This window comes from Pseudoalteromonas sp. 2CM39R (assembly GCF_023161845.1).
In genome coordinates, this window is the sequence record NZ_JALNTM010000002.1 from 421,119 (window position 1) to 437,581 (window position 16,463).

Here is a 16,463-nt window from a genome sequence, read left to right on the forward strand (position 1 = left end):
GTCATTATGGAGCTTTCAGCGTTAACCGCTATCTCTCCGGTAGATGGTCGCTATGGCAGCAAGACCACGGAACTACGCAGTATTTTCAGCGAATTTGGTTTAATCAAATACCGTGTAACTGTTGAAGTTCGTTGGTTACAAGCTTTATCTGCAGCTAGCGCAATCAAAGAAGTACCGGCATTTAGCGACGAGGCTAATGCTTTACTTAATGCCATTGTTGATAACTTTAGCGAAGCTGATGCAGCACGCGTTAAAGAGATCGAGCGCACAACTAACCATGACGTAAAAGCAGTTGAATACCTACTTAAAGAAAAAGTAGCTGATAACGCAGAGCTTAACGCAGTTAACGAATTCATTCACTTTGCATGTACTTCAGAAGACATCAATAACCTGTCTCACGGTTTAATGCTGACAGAAGCGCGTGACAAAGTATTACTTCCATACTGTGACCAACTTCTAAATGCATTAAAAGAAAAAGCAGTTGAGTACAAATCAGTTGCAATGATGACACGTACCCACGGTCAACCAGCTACTCCTTCTACAATGGGTAAAGAGTTTGCAAACGTCTACATGCGCTTAAAGCGTCAACGTGACCAAATTGCTAAGGTAGAAATGTTAGGTAAAATCAACGGTGCTGTAGGTAACTACAACGCTCACCTAAGTGCATACCCAGATTACGATTGGCACAGCCACGCTGAGCAGTTCGTAACGAGCCTAGGTTTAACGTTCAACCCGTTCACAACACAAATCGAGCCACACGATTACATTGCTGAGTTATTCGATGCAGTTGCACGTTTCAACACTGTATTACTTGATTTTGACCGTGACGTTTGGGGCTACATTGCACTTAACCACTTCAAACAAAAAACAATCGCAGGTGAGATTGGTTCATCAACTATGCCTCACAAAGTAAACCCGATTGATTTTGAAAACTCTGAAGGTAACTTAGGTATTGCTAACGCTATCTTTACTCACCTTGCGCAAAAACTACCTGTTTCTCGCTGGCAACGTGACTTAACTGACTCAACAGTGTTACGTAACCTAGGTGTTGGTATGGGCTACACACTTATCGCTTACCAAGCGACATTAAAAGGTGTTAGCAAGCTTGAAGTAAACGAAGAGCGTTTATTAGCAGAACTAGACCAAAACTGGGAATTACTAGCAGAGCCAATCCAAACGGTTATGCGTAAATATGGTATCGAAAAGCCATATGAAAAACTTAAAGACCTTACTCGTGGTAAACGCGTAAACCAAGAAATCATGGCTGATTTCATCGATGGTCTTGAGTTACCTGAAGAAGCAAAAGTAGAAATGAAAAAATTAACTCCGGCTAATTACATTGGTCGTGCTGTTGAGTTCATCGACAACTTAGCTTAAATTCAATTTAAGACTTAAAAAAGCGAAAGGCCTTCCTTTCGCTTTTTTTATATCAATTCGCTTAGGTCATGTTATGTATCAATTAACCATCAATTCATTAACCCAAGAGCAATTTTTAGCTGAGTATTGGCAGAAAAAACCATTACTTATAAAGCAAGGCTTCAAGGATTTTGCAGATCCGATTGAGCCCGAAGAATTGGCCGGTCTTGCCATGGAAGAAAGCATTGAATCACGTATTGTGACCAATCACTCAGATGATTGGCAAGCATACCATGGTCCTTTTGAAGACTTTAGCTTGCTAACTGAAAAGCACTCAACATTACTGGTGCAAGCAGTTGACCATTGGCATAGCGATGCAGCACAACTACTGGAGCCATTTCGCTTTATTCCAAACTGGCGTATCGATGATTTAATGATCAGCTACTCTACCCCGGGTGGTGGCGTGGGTCCGCATTTAGATCAATACGACGTGTTTATTATTCAAGGTGAAGGAAAGCGCCACTGGCGAGTTGGTTTACCTGATGCGAACTTAAAGCAATTTGCACAAAATAAGAGCCTGTTACAAGTTGAGCAATTTCCTGCCGTGATCGACTGTGTGTTAGAGCCGGGAGATATTCTCTATATTCCACCAGGTTGCCCACATGAAGGTTACGCAGTTGAAAATGCACTTAATTACTCTGTAGGTTTTAGAGCGCCAAATCAACGCGATTTATTATCACAATTTGCCGATCACCTCATCGATACTGAGCTTGGTAATCAACGGTATGGTGATGCAGAGCTTAAGTTGCGTTCATCTAAAGGTGAACTTAACCAAACTGAAGCAGAAAAAGTAAAGCAACTTATGATTGCTGCGATTAATGATGACGCAGTATTCAAGACTTGGCTTGGTAACAGTATGAGTCAGCCAAAACATGACATGGATTTAGCGCCTTTAGAGGAGCCATATACACTAGATGACGTAAATGACTTACTCAATGATGAAGACGTTGTTTTTGAGCGTTTAGGTGGTACCCGTGCCATTTATCAAGTAATTGACGATAAAATACTTTTAAGTATTAATGGTGTTAATTATATGCATGATTTAACTGACCTTGAATTAATAACAAAGCTCACAGATCAAACCTGCTTGACCTCTACTGACATAAATAGTTCAAAAAATAATCACATTTTCTTGAAAACCTTTACTACACTTTTAAATGAGGGTATTTGGTTTTGTTAGGAGCGTGTGTTTATGAGCTATCAAATAGATGAAGTTGAATGGAGTATCGACAAGGAACTCTTACAACAGATCAGAGAGCGAGTATTTGTATGCGAACTACATATTCCTAAAGACATTGAGTTTGATCATTTAGATAAAACAGCACATCACGTACTCGTGACCGACGAGTGTAAATGCCCAGTTGCCACTGGGCGTTTATGTAATGATGGCCTCATTGGGCGTATTGCAGTTTTACCTGAACATCGTAACCGTTCGGTTTACAAATCATTATTGAATTACTTAGTAGGCATGGCTGAAAAGCAAGGCTGTGATTGCGTCAGCATTAATTGCATATTGAACGAAGTAGATAGATTTAAACGAAATGGCTTTTCGGTTGATGGCTTAGTATTTATGGAGGCTGGTATTCCAAGGCAGCGAATGCTCTGCCCTATTAAGCAATTTGATACGCGGCCATTCACTTTGGTGCATTAAGGTATATGTTAAATAAAAAAGCTGAATAACATTATTCAGCTTTTTTATTAGAAGTTATGCAGGCTCGTTTTGCCACATTTCTTCTTTTTCAAATAGCTCATATAAACCATGAGCACGGTTGATTAACAGGTTAGCAAAATCAACTTTGGTTTTATCTACCGCACCTGATTGCATTAGCTGATCAGCCTTCATTTGCCAGTGCATTGAGAAATAACGTAATACTTCACGTGCATTATTTGCTGCACTTGCTTCAGCGTGATCGGTAGGTAAACGACCGGTGATCACCCAATAGCTCTTACCGTTTTGTGCTTTAAATTTCCAAATCGCTACTAATGGCGCAATAAAACGGCTTTCTTTTTCTACAACAGTTTGCGGAATAACGCCTTTTTCAGCTAAATGCTTTTGTGCATTTTGGAAACATTCTCTTTGCCAAATAACACTTTGTTTTTGCGCTTCGGCTTGTTCTTCTGGTGTTAATGGTCTTGCTTGTTTTTGTTCCATGGTGGTTACTCTTTTACAACATTTCTGACACTTTAAGGTTTAAAATGGCGCTGTGCAAGTGTTTACGGGCAATCAAAGAGCATTTAAATTTACTTGCGTACTATTCAATCAACTCAGAAAGAAGAGTTAGGCTCTGTTAAAAATTGCAGCTCTTCAGCTGTTGATTCACGACCTAAAACTTTATTGCGATGTGGGTAGCGACCAAACCTATCAATAATCACTTTGTGCTTTAGTTCAAATTCATAATTAGTCATGCCTTTAAACAATTGTTCAGCTTGCTGATGAATAACTTTCGATTCACTGTGCATAAACGGCATATAAATAAACGCAGCTTGAGAGCTAGGTAACTTTTTATCAAAGCCAAGTTCAATTGCTCTTTGAGCGAGACTTAGTGCTTGCGGGTCTTGGCTAAACGCTTTCACCGTATTACGGTAAATATTGCGTGAAAACTGATCTAACACGATAATTTCAGCTAAAGAACCTAGAGCGTCAACTCGCCAATCAGCATGCTCGCCAGCGATAACCTGCAAAAGGCATTCTGAAAACTCACGCGTAATTAATGCATCAACTTCATCTGATTGTAGATACCAAGCTTCTGGGCCTAATTCCTCAAACCAAAAATCGATAACCCTTTGCTTATCCATAAACACTCCTTAATTACCAAGAACTTTTGCAGGGTCAACTCGGGTTGCTTGCCACGCAGGGTATAAGGTTGCCAAAATAGCGAGAACAAAAGTAACAATCACCGTGATAACAATATCTTGCCAAACTAGTTTACTGGGTAAAAACTCAATAAAATAAACCCCTTGTAACGGGTTGTCGCCAAATAAGTTACTTGCCCAAGTGAACAGTTCACTGATGTTTAACGCAAGCATTACACCGATAATCGTGCCTAATATCACACCAATTAAAGCTTGTGTAAAACCTTGCATTACGAAGGTTGCTAAAATGGTGCTATCTTGTGCGCCCATGGTTTTTAAAATTGCGATATTTGCCTGTTTTTCACGTACTTCCATAACTAATGACGAAACAATATTAAAACTCGCTACCGCAATTATTAAAAACACCACGATATACACAATCGTGCGAACCATTTGAATATCTTGATATAAGCTACCCTGGGTTCTAAACCAACTCGAGACATAGACATAATCAGGAATAACTTGCCCCACACGCATCGCCGTTTGATGGGCTGCGAACACATCAGCTACTTGTAATCGTAAGCCGGTTACTTGGTTTTGCTCAAAACTCAACACACTTTGCGCTTTATCAAGGCGAATGAAAGCCGCCGTTTCATCAATTGGGCCACCCATTTTTATAATACCCGCAAGATTCAAGCTAACACGCTTTGGCGCCAATAAAGTGTTACTTTGCTGGTTTATCTGTGGGATTAATAAGGTAACTGGGTCGCCAATTTTAAGACCTAATCGGTTAACGATTTGTTGGCCTAAAAGCACATCTTCTTGTTGTAGCTGGCTAACTAAGCGCCCTTCTGTAAATTGGTTTAACGCCGACACTTGATTTTCAAATTCAGGGCTAACTCCACGCACTTCAACTGCTTTTAACTCACTTTTATATTGCGCCATGCCGTTTACACTAATAAACGGCGCAGCACCTGTTACACCGGCTTGAGAGCGTAGTAGAGCAACTTTTGACTGCCAATTATTGATTGGTTTGTTAGGGGCAACATATTCAACCTGAGGTACAACCGATAAAAGCCGATGTACTAGCTGCTGCTCAAAACCATTAATAACTGATAAAGCAACAATTAGCACAGCGACACCTAAAAGTATGCCGATTGTCGATGCTTTAGCGATAAAACTAACAAAACCGTTTTGTCCGTCTTTTTGGCCACTATGGGCGCGAAAGCGTTTTGAAATAAAGGCACTAAGCAACATGCTGAGACTCTTTAATTGCAAGCTTACCATCATCTAAATAGGCAATTTTGCCTAGTTTATCTGCAAGTTCTAAATCATGGGTTACCACAACAAAACTGGTTTTTAAGCTAGTATTTAATTCTTTAATTAAATCGTAAATCTTAATTGCGTTTTGTTTATCTAAGTTTCCGGTTGGTTCATCGGCAAGCACCAAAGCAGGCTCGGTTACTAATGCACGTGCTATTGCAACCCGCTGCCTCTCACCACCTGATAACGCAGAAGGTTTATGTTCGCTACGATGAGATAACCCAACTTTATCTAGCATGTTACGGGCTTTTTCGGTTGCCGCTTTTGCACTTAAACCTTTAATTAATAATGGCATTGCAACATTTTCGATGGCAGTAAATTCCATTAATAGATGGTGGAATTGATAAATAAAACCCAAATTTTCATTACGGAAACTGGCTTGTTGTTTACGGTTTAATTTAGAAACCTGCTGACCTTTAATTTCAACCTTGCCTGAGCTTTCGTTATCTAAGGTGCCTAATATATGCAATAAGGTACTTTTTCCTGAGCCAGAGCTCCCTACAACAGCTAACATTTCGCCTTGTGTAAGTGCTAAATCAACCCCTTTTAATACCGCAACCTCGTTATCGCCATCTTGATAGACTTTATTTAACTGCTGACAATTGATAACTAAATCACTCATAACGTAATACCTCTGCTGGATTCACTTTTGCAGCTTTTCTGGCAGGATACAAGGTAGCTAAAAAGCTCATCGCAATACTCCCTGCGGCAATTAAACTCAAACTCATAACATCAAATTTAACGGGTAAACTCACACCCGCTAGTAAATTGATGCCTAACATATTCAATAATTCATTAATGTTGCTACTTAATAGCACACCAAGTAACGCACCAATACTGGTACCGATAAGGCCGTTATATAAGCCTTGGATCATAAACACGTGCTGCACTTGTAACGGAGTTAAGCCCAGTGTTTGTAAAATAGCGACTTCACTTTGCTTCTCACTGACCATCATGGTTAATGCTGAAACGATATTAAACACCGCAACGAGCACAATTAAGCCAAGTAACATCGACATAATGCGCTTTTCCATTGCCACAGCGGCAAATAGTGTGCCTTGGCTAGCTCGCCAATCAGTCACTGTGTAATCGTTTAAAATAGCTAACTGAGATTGCAATACTTGCTCAACAGCAAATGGTTCATAAAGCGATACACTCAAATTGGGTGCTGCTGATTTTGCTAGTTTTAAAACTCTGCCTAACGAATAGCCACTGGTAAATGCCAATGACATATCAATTTCAGACTGTGTTTCATAAAGTGCAGCAACGGTAAACAAGCGCTGACTCGGAACTCGACCAAGGGGGGTATACGAACTGGCATTAGGCATGATCACCCGTACTTTATCCCCAAGCGAAATACCCAATTTTCGACTCAAGTAGCGGCTAATCGCAATATGGTAGTTGCTGTCCATTACTTGTGACCAATTGCCGGCAACAATTTTATATTTTACGTTATAGATGGAGCTTCCTTCATCATAAAGGCCTTGTAACAATACGCCGTGCAAATCTTGGTTAGTTTGTAAAATGGCTTCGCCATGGCGGTATAGGTTAACTTGTTTAACATCTTGAGAATTTGCTAGTTGCTGCTTTAACTGCAGCATGGTTTCTTTCGAATTATCTTCGGCTGATACTTCAATATGTGGAATTAAACCAAGCATGTTGGTTTTAAGGTTATTTTCAAAGCCATTCATTACTGAACTAACTGTAAACAAGGCCATTAAACCAATAGCAATGCCCGCGATAGAGAAAAATGAAATAAATGAGATAAAGGCATTGCCCTTTGAGGAGCGACTATATCTCAGCCCTATAAAAAGGCTAACAGGTTGAAACATAATAAATTATGGGTATTCCAAGGGCTAAATATGCGCTCATATTAGCATAGATTTAACTAGCATGGGATGCGCGAAATTGTAAAAAATAATTATAAATCTGATACTTGAACAGTAGCAACCAAATGGTCAAGTAATGCTTTTACATTGGTTGCGATAAACTGCCTTGGTGGATACACCCCCCATACCCCTTCAGGTTCCGGTGCAACATTCGAAAGTACAGCACTCAACCTGCCATTGGCTAGGTGGTCATTGACATAGTAATCTGGTAGTTGCACGATGCCTATCCCTTTTATTGCAGCGTCAACCAATGCCCAACCACTGTTACAGGCCAAACGCCCTGCCACTTTGATGTGCTTATCTTGACCCTGCTCTTTTACCCGCCAGTAGCTGTTATTACCAATCAGGCAATTGTGCTGATGTAATTCACTCACACTGTGTGGTTGGCCGAATTTATTGATATATTCAGGGCTACAACAAATAACAAGCCTGCGCTTACTAATACGCCGTGCTTTTAATGATGAATCTTTTAAATGACCGAGCCGAATTGCGAGATCATACCCATCTTCTAGTAGATTGACTTGCTCATTGCTTAAGTGGCTGATCACTTCAATATCTGGGTGCTTTTGCATAAACGAATGTACCGCAGGCATGATGAAGCTTTCACCATACATCACAGGAGCTGTTAGTTTTATACTACCTTTTGGTGTCAGTTGCTGCTCTGCAAGCAGTGCCGTGGCATCATCCATGGCATGCTGTAATTGTTTAGTTTGATGCGCAAACACCTGCCCCTCTTGCGTTAGCACCACTTTACGGGTTGTTCGGGTTAACAATTGGGTGTTTAATCGTTCTTCTAATTGACTCACATAACGGCTTACATGGGCCACTGACATACCCAGTAGTTTACTTGCTTTTGTAAAACTGCCTGTTTCTGCTACCGCTAAAAACTCATCAATTCCGTGCCAACGATTCATTATTACCATACTGTAAAAGTGTTTTAATAAAACGAAGATTATCATTCATTGAGAAACAAATAAAATAGACTAAGTTTAATACTTACTTCCAACAACTATAAGGGAACGTTATGACTGATTTTATCAAATCAAAAGCGGCTATCGCTTGGGGTCCAAATCAACCACTATCAATTGAAGAAGTGGATGTAATGATGCCTAAAAAAGGCGAAGTGCTTGTAAAGATTGTTGCTACAGGTGTTTGTCATACCGATGCATTTACTTTGTCTGGTGAAGACCCTGAAGGTATTTTCCCAGCAATCCTTGGCCATGAAGGTGGCGGTATTGTTGAAGCCGTAGGTGAAGGCGTAACACATGTTGAAGTAGGCGATCATGTTATTCCTCTTTACACTGCTGAATGTGGCGAGTGTAAAATGTGTAAATCGGGCAAAACAAATTTATGCTCTGCAGTTCGTGAAACGCAAGGTAAAGGTTTAATGCCTGATGGCACAACGCGTTTCTATAAAGATGGTCAACCAATTTATCACTACATGGGTTGCTCTACTTTCTCTGAGTACACTGTATTACCAGAGATTTCACTTGCTAAAGTAAGCAAAGAAGCGCCTCTTGAAGAAATTTGTTTACTTGGTTGTGGCGTAACAACCGGCATGGGTGCTGTTACTAAAACAGCAAAAGTTCAAAAAGGCGATACTGTCGCTATTTTTGGCTTAGGTGGTATCGGTTTATCGGCGATTATCGGTGCGAAAATGGCTGGCGCTGAACGTATTATTGGTGTTGATATCAACACCAGTAAGTTTGATCTTGCGACTAAATTAGGCGCAACTGATTTAATCAACCCAAATGACTACGACAAACCAATCCAAGAAGTCATTGTTGAAATGACTGACGGTGGTGTTGATTTCTCATTTGAATGTATCGGTAACGTTAATGTAATGCGCTCTGCACTTGAGTGTTGCCACAAAGGTTGGGGTGAATCAGTAATCATTGGCGTTGCAGGTGCAGGCCAAGAGATCTCTACTCGTCCATTCCAACTGGTAACAGGCCGTGTATGGCGCGGTAGTGCATTTGGTGGCGTTAAAGGTCGCTCTGAGCTACCAGAGATTGTTGAGCGCTATATGAATGGTGAGTTTGCGTTAAACGATTTCATCACACACACCATGAAACTTGAAGATATCAATGAAGCTTTCGACTTAATGCACGAAGGTAAGAGCATCCGCTCAGTTATTCATTATTAATCTTTTAATTTGGCGCTAGGTTGATTCCTAGCGCCTTTGTTTCAAGGATTTGGTTATGCTAGAAAACATAAGCTCAACAAAAGTCAGCGGTGGCTGGCATAAACAATATACCCACCAAGCTAGCAGCACACATTGTGCTATGCGCTTTGCGATTTTTTTACCGCCAGGTGCCAGCGAAACGAATAAAGTGCCAGTGATGTATTGGTTGTCAGGTTTAACCTGTACAGATGAAAACTTTATGCAAAAAGCCGGAGCATTTAAAAAAGCGGCTGAACTAGGTATTGCGATTGTCGCTCCAGATACTAGCCCGCGCGGTGAAAATGTGCCTGACGACGAAAACTACGATTTTGGTCAAGGTGCTGGTTTTTATGTCAATGCGACTCAAGCGCCTTACAATGTGCACTACAACATGTACGACTATGTGGTTTCTGAATTACCTGCACTTATCGAAGCACACTTCCCTGTAACGACCAAAAAAGCCATTGCTGGTCATTCTATGGGTGGTCACGGTGCATTGATGATTGCACTTAAAAACCCTAAACAATACGTCAGTGCCAGTGCTTTTAGCCCAATTGTGAACCCGATTAATTGCCCTTGGGGTGAAAAAGCGTTTAGTAATTACCTAGGTAGTGATAAAGCAAGTTGGCTTGAATACGACAGCTGTGAATTGATGAAAAAAGCTGCCGCTGATGATTATTTACCGATGCGTATTGATCAAGGTGAGGCCGATAACTTCTTAACTGAGCAACTCAAAACTGAGAACTTATTTGCTGTCGTAAACGAAAAAGATTACCCAGCTGAGATCAACATGCACGCCGGTTATGATCATAGTTACTTCTTTATCAGCAGCTTTATTGACGAACACCTGATGTTTCATCAAAAGTATCTGTGATTAATACTTAATTTTTAGTGTGAGGGCTTAACTTCCTCACACTCTTTAATACTGCGTGTAATTTGCCTGCAAACTAATTGCGGTTGTTCTTCTTTTGGTTTGAGTAAACCAATAACAGCGCTATCAATTTCAAAGCCTAACTTTGCGAATGAAAAGCCTTCAGCATCGGTTACAGTACTGTTAGTTTGATTTGCATTTGTAGTTGCAAGATTTGTTGGTTGTGAGTTTTTTGCATAGCCATCGACTATTGACCCCGCCACTGTACACCCCACTAATTGGTAGCTAACTAAGCAAATAACAAGTTTTGAAAAGCTAATCTTCATTGTTAAAACTATCCATTAATGTAGGTCTTTTTTTTGGCTCAGCTTTAACCTCAACACATTCTTTTACTGTGCGACTAATTTGACGACATTTAAGCTCAACGTCTTTGTCTTTACTACCATTCTCTAGGCCTTCAATAATCGCTTTGTCGATTTCATAACCTAGCATCGTCATAGTCATGCCATAGTTAACTCGGTCATTATCTTTTTTATCAGCATAGGCGCTTGCCGGCTGTGCTTGACTCGTGCGCCCGCCAATTCCATCTGCAACTAAGCCAACTGCAGTACAGCCACTGAGTAAACTAACTGATAGTATTACGTACAAAGATTTAAGCATCGGTCCTCCAATACACTTAAGCTTATTTTCTAAGCATAATAACAAACGCGTAATTTAACTGTAAAAAACTGTAGATTAATCACAAATATCGCGAATAAACTCTTTTAGGAACCCAACTAACTGCAATAGGAATATTAACAAGAAAGGTAAAGCGCCTAAAATTGCAACGCTACGATTTAATGGTTCATCTTGTAGCAGTAACAATGCAAAGCTACATATGAATAATGCTAAACACCATGCGTAGAGTGTTACACGGTTATTTTGCTCAGAGCCAACCAGCTCTCTTATGACTAATATTGCAGAGTCTGCGGATGTGGCAACAAATATCAATAGTAGTAATAAGCTGGCCCAAATAAACACGGTTCCTTGCCAATCTAGTTGATTAAAAAATACAAATAAACCTTGGCTGTAATCTTGTTTTATAGCGACTAAAATGCCCGCTTGGTTAAGTCTATCCCATTCAATTGCTGCTCCCGAAAAGGTCGCAAACCAAATAATGGTCACTAAAGTTGGAATACACACAACTGCCAAAATAAATTGCCAAACTTTACGCCCCTGGCTAATTTTGGCTAGGAACACACCAACAAATGGCCCCCACGCTAACCACCAAAAGTAATAGTTATATGTCCAATGAGCGGCCCAGTCAGGCGTTTTTAATTGGCTATCAAATTGCCAAGTGCCAGTTGCAAGCAACTGTAAATAGTAGCCGGTTCCATCTAAAGCAATCTTTATAATAGGCTCAATTGGCACCACTAGTAGCAACCAAAAAAGCAGACTAAATGCTAGAAGTACGTTAAATATACTTAGTGACTGTACCCCGCGTCGTAATCCAAATTTAACCGACAGCGAATAAATAACTGCTAACAAACAAACGATTAATGAACCCACTAATAAAGTTGAAGTAACCCCCAACTCTATTTCAACACCTTTACTGATCAGTAAAGTGGAATTAGCTATGGTGCCGACGACACCAAAAAAAATAGCGATTACAGCAATTAACTTTACTATAAATGACACAGTAAATTTTGCAGACTTATCAATGCGATTACCAAGCGCCGTTAAAACAGGGGCACAAATATCTCCTGACTTCCCACTGTATTGCGTTAACCCCCCAAGCACTAGCGCAAAAACAGCATAAAGTGCCCAAGCATGGGCGCCCCAATTCACTAGAGTTAAAGCGAGACTACTGGCTAGTCTATCTGGATATAAGCTTTGTTTAAGTGGTGGGTCGAGAGAATGTAATGCCGGCTCTGCTACGCCCCAAAAAACCAAGCCAGAGCCCATCCCTGCAGCAAACAACATAGCAAACCAGCCAAAGCTTGAATACTCAACAACAGCCTGCTCACCACCTACTTTACGGCTACCGAGTGGGCTAATGGCTAAAATAATGATGGCAAACAATAAAAAATTCACCAATAAGAAAAAGCTACTACCAGTCCATTTTAACAGCATTTGTACAAACGGCTGAACATGCTCAGTGATAACATCAGGCAAAATCACAGCAATCAGTGCACCAAACATACACAGTGCAAGCGCGGTTTTTTCTAGGGAGGAGATGGAATGTTTCAATGTGAAGCCTATTTTGTCAGCGTGTTTAGCATACTGTTAGCATGGCTGAAATTCAAACAGCCAAAAGGCTGAAAAAATGACATAGCACTGCGTAAAAATCGCAAATTATAGCAAGGCATGCTTTTAAAAACCCGGCTACATGTCCCTAGTTTCCTCATTTTATTCAATTTGTTGATCGGGTATTGAAATTGCAAAGCTATCAAAATCTATATAGCAAGGAGCAAAGCATGGACTTTAATATTGATTGGTATGAAATTCTCGATAATCTAATTCATCTAGGTATTGCCTATTTACTTGCCCTTCCAATGGCTTTTGATCGAGAAAAAACCAGTAATGGTGCAGGTCTACGAACATTTCCATTAGTCGCTGTTGCATCATGTGGTTATGCATTAGTGGGCATGTCTGTTTTAACAAGTTCAGAGGCAGAATCAAAAGTACTCGAAGGGATTATCACGGGTATTGGTTTTATTGGCGGTGGTGCCATTTTGAAGAACAAAAACTCTACCTATGGAACAGCCACAGCAGCCAGTATTTGGAACATGGGACTTATTGGCATTGCTGTGGCATTTAGTCGTTACGAAATCGCCTTTTTAATGGCGTTGATTAATTTCGTAACGCTAAGGTATGTTAAGCGCTTAAAGTAAACAATTAGCTCGCGTCATATTTTGAGTTAACTATGGCATAGCCAGTTTGTTTAACTTTAATCTCAGCAGGGTTTGCAGATTTAACTAATAAACCGCAACGTCTGCTCTGCTCATCAATGACATAATTAACCGATTCACTTGCTTCAAGGTCAATGACTTGATCGGCACAGCGGATCTGTAATTTAGAAACATCGCTCGCGCCTTCAATTTTGATTGAACCGCGAGATAAAGATAAATATGACAGCTTATCTTTTGAAACATTGATTTGTGAATTAATCTGCGGTGTTCGCGCCAATAGGTCATCAATTTGCTTGATAGTGGCAAGTTTGTTTTCTTCTGAAAACTGTTTACCCTCGATATTATCTAACGCATAAATAGCATTGTAAGCAAGATTAAAATCGCCCTTGAAGCTGTACCATTGTAGAGCACTTTTAGCGACTAAATATTGTATATCTGTTGGTAACTTAGCTCGCAGTAAATAGGCTACAGACAACTGCTCATCAAAGCCAAACCATTGCTGTTGATGATAATAATATTGGCTTTTCAACCATGCAAATAATGCTTGTTCTGAAGTGTTTTTAGTATGATCTTTATATAACTCAGCCAATGCTTGCTCAGCTTTTTTAAACTCTTTTGCTTGCAGCATTTTATTGACTTCATCGTATTCATTAATAAAACCACGGCTCGCTTTATCATTTGAGTAACCATTAAAATACTTACCTACTTCAAATGAAAACAGGTAACCCCCTTCTACGGTTTTGCCTTCTTTTGTGGCAGGTGCAAACTCTAAGTTGGTTAAGTATTTCTCTGCATTTTCTTCACTACCGCGAGTATCAGATGCCATGATCACTTCAATGTCTTTTGCCTTACCTTGTGTATCAACCACATAAGACATTAATGCCCAGCCTTCTAGACGGGAGCCGTTATAACTACCTGGGTAACGTTTGTTTGAATTTTTAACAATATAAGCAGAGGTAGCAGCTTGAATATCAACACCTAAGTCGTTGACGTCTCGTGCTAAAGCGTGTGTTGGTAATGCGATAAGTGAACAAAGTGCTGCGAGTTTAGTGAATTTAATCATGACAATAGCTCCAAATCCCTTAGATAGGAACATTTATAGCACTAAAAAAGGCGCTTTAAAAGCGCCTTGCTGTCAAGAATGTGCTTAAACATGCCTTGATCTTAAAACATATCCTGGTAAGGGTTTGGTTTTGATAATAAAACTTTTTTATCAAAACCTGGGATTGTCATTGAATCTTCACTAATTTCAATACCATTTTCATCAATTAAGCCATCACCAAAACGATAAATTAGCTCATAATGACCTAAATCAGCGTGTTGTTGATAGTCAGCTTGCGCTTTGGCTACCTGAGTATGACGGTCTTGATATTGCGCCATAACCTCATCACCATGACGCTTTGCAAGCATCTTTAATGTAATTGCCGGTGATAAGACAGTCGCCGTTGCGTTATTACCACCAAAACCTTTTGAGTTAATGAAGGCAATATCCATTGCATCACATTGATAGTGTTCAGTACGAATGTCTAAGTGCTCGCTATACACATCATCTGCCACTTTATCGATTGTCGTAATACCCGGCATAATGTTGTGACTAAACACACCTAATGCCATAGCTAATTGGTCACCACTAGCTGGAGCAATGGTATGGCCAACATACGCTTTAGGCGCAGCAACCTTCCAATTATCAATTGCAAACGTTTCTGCCACTTTATGATAGATCAGTGATTCTGTTACGCGGTTTTGTGGTGTACTTGAGCCATGTGCCAAAATAAAGCTACGCTTTTGTACCGCCTCTTGGCCAACAATACTGCTTGCTAGTGCAACAGATTTAGCCATCGTGATGTAGTTACCTGGGCCCGGGGCTGTAATTGATTTTTTAATACCATCGGCATTGACGAACACATCTGCAACGCTGCCTAACACATCAGCACCTAACTCTAATGCCAATGCATCATCCATTAATATAGCAACTTGTGCGCCTTCACCAATTGTAAAACCACAGTTTTCACCAAATGGACGGCTTGTACGGCGATGATCAACCACATCTGTATTATCAAGGCGCTTTAGACCTTCTTCATTTGCAAGTGCGCTCATATTGCCAAAACCTTCAACAATTTCAGGTGTAATAGCACACTCAACAGACGCCACAATAGCTACACGGGTACGACCCGCTTGAATATCGTTTACTGCAGCACGTAGGTTATATAAAAACGTTGCACATGCACCTGATGTAGTAAAGGTTGTACCCACATTGCCTGTTACATAAGCATTGATAAAGTCAGTAGACATGGTGTTTAAGCCAAGTGCAAGCTGTTTTGTACTCACACGGTCGCCCTGCTGACGCGCACGAATAAGTCCACCAAATCCTTCATCATCAACTTGACCAGCCACAGAAGCTGAGTAAGTGCCAATTTGATCAGGCTCAACACTATTCATCACCTGCTGCCACGCCAGACCTGTCGAACGAATCGCATCGGTTGCGGCAAAGATAGTCGCTTGCAAGCCTCTTGGTTGATAACGGCTGTTATACATAGCCGAAGGTTCAAAACCTGTTGGTAATTGACCGGCCGCTTTAATTGGATTATCGCGCGTACTGTCATGTTTAATAGCAAGATCAGCACTAATTGTGACTTTAACTTTTTTATCAGTTAATTCTTCAACCTGCCAAGCACTTGGTACTGGAGTTGGTAAATCACGGCGGCGCGTTTCAAAAACAATCTGCTGTTCATCTGACGCTGTTAACGTCATTTTTTGCTGCCATGGAGTCGCATCCACATCGAAGTGGTTTTTTTCAATTTTACGAATAAGTGTGCCAGCTAAAATTTGTTCACCGAACTTAGCTTCGATGTCTGATTCGGCAATGGTATTGCCTTGGGCATCTTTAAGTACACCTTCAGTAAGAGTGACTAAGTTCATTAATGTCGCTAAGCCTAAAAATGTCTCCTGACGGGCTTTAGCGTCCAAGCTGTCTAACACGATACGACGATAACCTTGATGAAAAGAAGTGCGGCCAGCGGCATTAATACCACCCATACCAACAATAACGGGTAATGCTGTCATAAAAAACCTTGAGAAAACGTGTTATGAGAATTAAGCCAAGTTTAAATGGATTA

At 40.4% G+C, this 16,463-nt stretch carries 17 protein-coding genes; 6 read left to right on the forward strand and 11 right to left on the reverse strand.

What is annotated here, in order from left to right; translation table 11 throughout:
• Positions 1-6: 6 nt before the first annotated feature.
• The 3 genes from purB (at position 7) to MTF66_RS06010 (ending at position 3,067) form a co-directional block, all read left to right on the forward strand.
• The gene (gene purB / locus MTF66_RS06000; RefSeq protein WP_248526726.1) at positions 7-1,377 is read left to right on the forward strand and encodes an adenylosuccinate lyase; all 1,371 of its coding nucleotides are present in this window, start codon (positions 7-9) and stop codon (positions 1,375-1,377) included.
• 73 nt (positions 1,378-1,450) lie between these two features.
• Positions 1,451-2,596 carry a cupin domain-containing protein gene (locus MTF66_RS06005; RefSeq protein ID WP_248526728.1) on the forward strand — a complete coding sequence of 382 codons (1,146 nt, stop codon included), beginning with the start codon at positions 1,451-1,453 and terminating at the stop codon, positions 2,594-2,596.
• A 12-nt stretch (positions 2,597-2,608) separates the two neighbouring features.
• A complete protein-coding gene (locus MTF66_RS06010; RefSeq protein ID WP_248526730.1) occupies positions 2,609-3,067 on the forward strand; it encodes a GNAT family N-acetyltransferase in 459 nt (152 codons plus the stop codon).
• Between the two features lie 54 nt (positions 3,068-3,121).
• Here MTF66_RS06010 and MTF66_RS06015 read toward each other — a convergent pair whose 3' ends face one another.
• The 6 genes from MTF66_RS06015 to MTF66_RS06040 all read right to left on the reverse strand — a co-directional run bounded on the left by MTF66_RS06015 (position 3,122) and on the right by MTF66_RS06040 (position 8,335).
• Positions 3,122-3,568, reverse strand: coding sequence for a DUF4826 family protein (locus MTF66_RS06015; RefSeq protein ID WP_248526732.1), 447 nt, complete (start codon positions 3,566-3,568; stop codon positions 3,122-3,124).
• Positions 3,569-3,681: 113 nt separating this feature from the next.
• Positions 3,682-4,212: a DUF924 family protein gene (locus tag MTF66_RS06020; RefSeq protein ID WP_248526734.1), complete on the reverse strand. Its 531-nt coding sequence runs from the start codon at positions 4,210-4,212 to the stop codon at positions 3,682-3,684.
• Positions 4,213-4,221: 9 nt separating this feature from the next.
• On the reverse strand, positions 4,222-5,466 hold the full coding sequence (locus MTF66_RS06025) for a lipoprotein-releasing ABC transporter permease subunit (RefSeq protein WP_138600620.1): 1,245 nt from the start codon (positions 5,464-5,466) through the stop codon (positions 4,222-4,224).
• Positions 5,456-6,154: a lipoprotein-releasing ABC transporter ATP-binding protein LolD gene (gene lolD, locus MTF66_RS06030; RefSeq protein ID WP_248526736.1), complete on the reverse strand. Its 699-nt coding sequence runs from the start codon at positions 6,152-6,154 to the stop codon at positions 5,456-5,458. Before lolD ends, MTF66_RS06025 begins: the two co-directional genes overlap by 11 nt.
• Positions 6,147-7,364, reverse strand: coding sequence for a lipoprotein-releasing ABC transporter permease subunit (locus MTF66_RS06035; protein ID WP_248526738.1), 1,218 nt, complete (start codon positions 7,362-7,364; stop codon positions 6,147-6,149). The genes lolD and MTF66_RS06035 overlap by 8 nt, the downstream gene beginning before the upstream one ends.
• An 89-nt stretch (positions 7,365-7,453) precedes the next feature.
• Positions 7,454-8,335: a LysR family transcriptional regulator gene (locus MTF66_RS06040; RefSeq protein WP_248526740.1), complete on the reverse strand. Its 882-nt coding sequence runs from the start codon at positions 8,333-8,335 to the stop codon at positions 7,454-7,456.
• A gap of 110 nt (positions 8,336-8,445) precedes the next feature.
• Here MTF66_RS06040 and MTF66_RS06045 point away from each other — a divergent pair, with 110 nt between their 5' ends.
• Together MTF66_RS06045 and fghA are read left to right on the forward strand one after the other, a co-directional pair.
• The gene (locus MTF66_RS06045) at positions 8,446-9,567 is read left to right on the forward strand and encodes an S-(hydroxymethyl)glutathione dehydrogenase/class III alcohol dehydrogenase (protein ID WP_058585125.1); all 1,122 of its coding nucleotides are present in this window, start codon (positions 8,446-8,448) and stop codon (positions 9,565-9,567) included.
• A gap of 55 nt (positions 9,568-9,622) precedes the next feature.
• Positions 9,623-10,459, forward strand: coding sequence for an S-formylglutathione hydrolase (gene fghA / locus MTF66_RS06050; protein WP_248526742.1), 837 nt, complete (start codon positions 9,623-9,625; stop codon positions 10,457-10,459).
• A gap of 14 nt (positions 10,460-10,473) precedes the next feature.
• Here the strand turns inward: fghA and MTF66_RS06055 are convergent, their stop codons facing one another.
• The 3 genes from MTF66_RS06055 to MTF66_RS06065 form a co-directional block, all read right to left on the reverse strand.
• Positions 10,474-10,782, reverse strand: a complete 309-nt coding sequence (locus MTF66_RS06055) for a hypothetical protein (RefSeq protein WP_239963464.1) — start codon at positions 10,780-10,782, stop codon at positions 10,474-10,476.
• Positions 10,772-11,116 (reverse strand): hypothetical protein, encoded by a 345-nt coding sequence (locus tag MTF66_RS06060; protein WP_248526744.1) that lies wholly within the window; start codon positions 11,114-11,116, stop codon positions 10,772-10,774. Before MTF66_RS06060 ends, MTF66_RS06055 begins: the two co-directional genes overlap by 11 nt.
• A gap of 75 nt (positions 11,117-11,191) precedes the next feature.
• Entirely contained in the window at positions 11,192-12,685 is a 1,494-nt protein-coding gene (locus tag MTF66_RS06065; protein WP_248526745.1) for a BCCT family transporter, read from the reverse strand.
• A gap of 227 nt (positions 12,686-12,912) precedes the next feature.
• On the opposite strand from MTF66_RS06065, the gene MTF66_RS06070 reads away from it, so the two are divergent.
• Positions 12,913-13,329: an MgtC/SapB family protein gene (locus MTF66_RS06070; RefSeq protein WP_054561617.1), complete on the forward strand. Its 417-nt coding sequence runs from the start codon at positions 12,913-12,915 to the stop codon at positions 13,327-13,329.
• Between the two features lie 4 nt (positions 13,330-13,333).
• On the opposite strand, the gene MTF66_RS06075 is transcribed toward MTF66_RS06070, so the two are convergent.
• Positions 13,334-14,410, reverse strand: a complete 1,077-nt coding sequence (locus tag MTF66_RS06075; protein WP_248526746.1) for an energy transducer TonB — start codon at positions 14,408-14,410, stop codon at positions 13,334-13,336.
• A 101-nt stretch (positions 14,411-14,511) separates the two neighbouring features.
• On the reverse strand, positions 14,512-16,410 hold the full coding sequence (locus tag MTF66_RS06080) for a beta-ketoacyl synthase (protein WP_248526747.1): 1,899 nt from the start codon (positions 16,408-16,410) through the stop codon (positions 14,512-14,514).
• Between the last annotated feature and the right edge of the window lie 53 nt (positions 16,411-16,463).

Excerpts from the sequence above, each read along its gene's own strand:
- purB (WP_248526726.1), top strand. The coding sequence starts at position 7 with ATGGAGCTTTCAGCGTTAACCGCTATCTCTCCGGTAGATGGTCGCTAT.
- MTF66_RS06005 (WP_248526728.1), top strand. The coding sequence starts at position 1,451 with ATGTATCAATTAACCATCAATTCATTAACCCAAGAGCAATTTTTAGCT.
- MTF66_RS06010 (WP_248526730.1), top strand. The coding sequence starts at position 2,609 with ATGAGCTATCAAATAGATGAAGTTGAATGGAGTATCGACAAGGAACTC.
- MTF66_RS06015 (WP_248526732.1), bottom strand. The coding sequence starts at position 3,568 with ATGGAACAAAAACAAGCAAGACCATTAACACCAGAAGAACAAGCCGAA.
- MTF66_RS06020 (WP_248526734.1), bottom strand. The coding sequence starts at position 4,212 with ATGGATAAGCAAAGGGTTATCGATTTTTGGTTTGAGGAATTAGGCCCA.
- MTF66_RS06025 (WP_138600620.1), bottom strand. The coding sequence starts at position 5,466 with ATGTTGCTTAGTGCCTTTATTTCAAAACGCTTTCGCGCCCATAGTGGC.
- lolD (WP_248526736.1), bottom strand. The coding sequence starts at position 6,154 with ATGAGTGATTTAGTTATCAATTGTCAGCAGTTAAATAAAGTCTATCAA.
- MTF66_RS06035 (WP_248526738.1), bottom strand. The coding sequence starts at position 7,364 with ATGTTTCAACCTGTTAGCCTTTTTATAGGGCTGAGATATAGTCGCTCC.
- MTF66_RS06040 (WP_248526740.1), bottom strand. The coding sequence starts at position 8,335 with ATGAATCGTTGGCACGGAATTGATGAGTTTTTAGCGGTAGCAGAAACA.
- MTF66_RS06045 (WP_058585125.1), top strand. The coding sequence starts at position 8,446 with ATGACTGATTTTATCAAATCAAAAGCGGCTATCGCTTGGGGTCCAAAT.
- fghA (WP_248526742.1), top strand. The coding sequence starts at position 9,623 with ATGCTAGAAAACATAAGCTCAACAAAAGTCAGCGGTGGCTGGCATAAA.
- MTF66_RS06055 (WP_239963464.1), bottom strand. The coding sequence starts at position 10,782 with ATGAAGATTAGCTTTTCAAAACTTGTTATTTGCTTAGTTAGCTACCAA.
- MTF66_RS06060 (WP_248526744.1), bottom strand. The coding sequence starts at position 11,116 with ATGCTTAAATCTTTGTACGTAATACTATCAGTTAGTTTACTCAGTGGC.
- MTF66_RS06070 (WP_054561617.1), top strand. The coding sequence starts at position 12,913 with ATGGACTTTAATATTGATTGGTATGAAATTCTCGATAATCTAATTCAT.
- MTF66_RS06075 (WP_248526746.1), bottom strand. The coding sequence starts at position 14,410 with ATGATTAAATTCACTAAACTCGCAGCACTTTGTTCACTTATCGCATTA.
- MTF66_RS06080 (WP_248526747.1), bottom strand. The coding sequence starts at position 16,410 with ATGACAGCATTACCCGTTATTGTTGGTATGGGTGGTATTAATGCCGCT.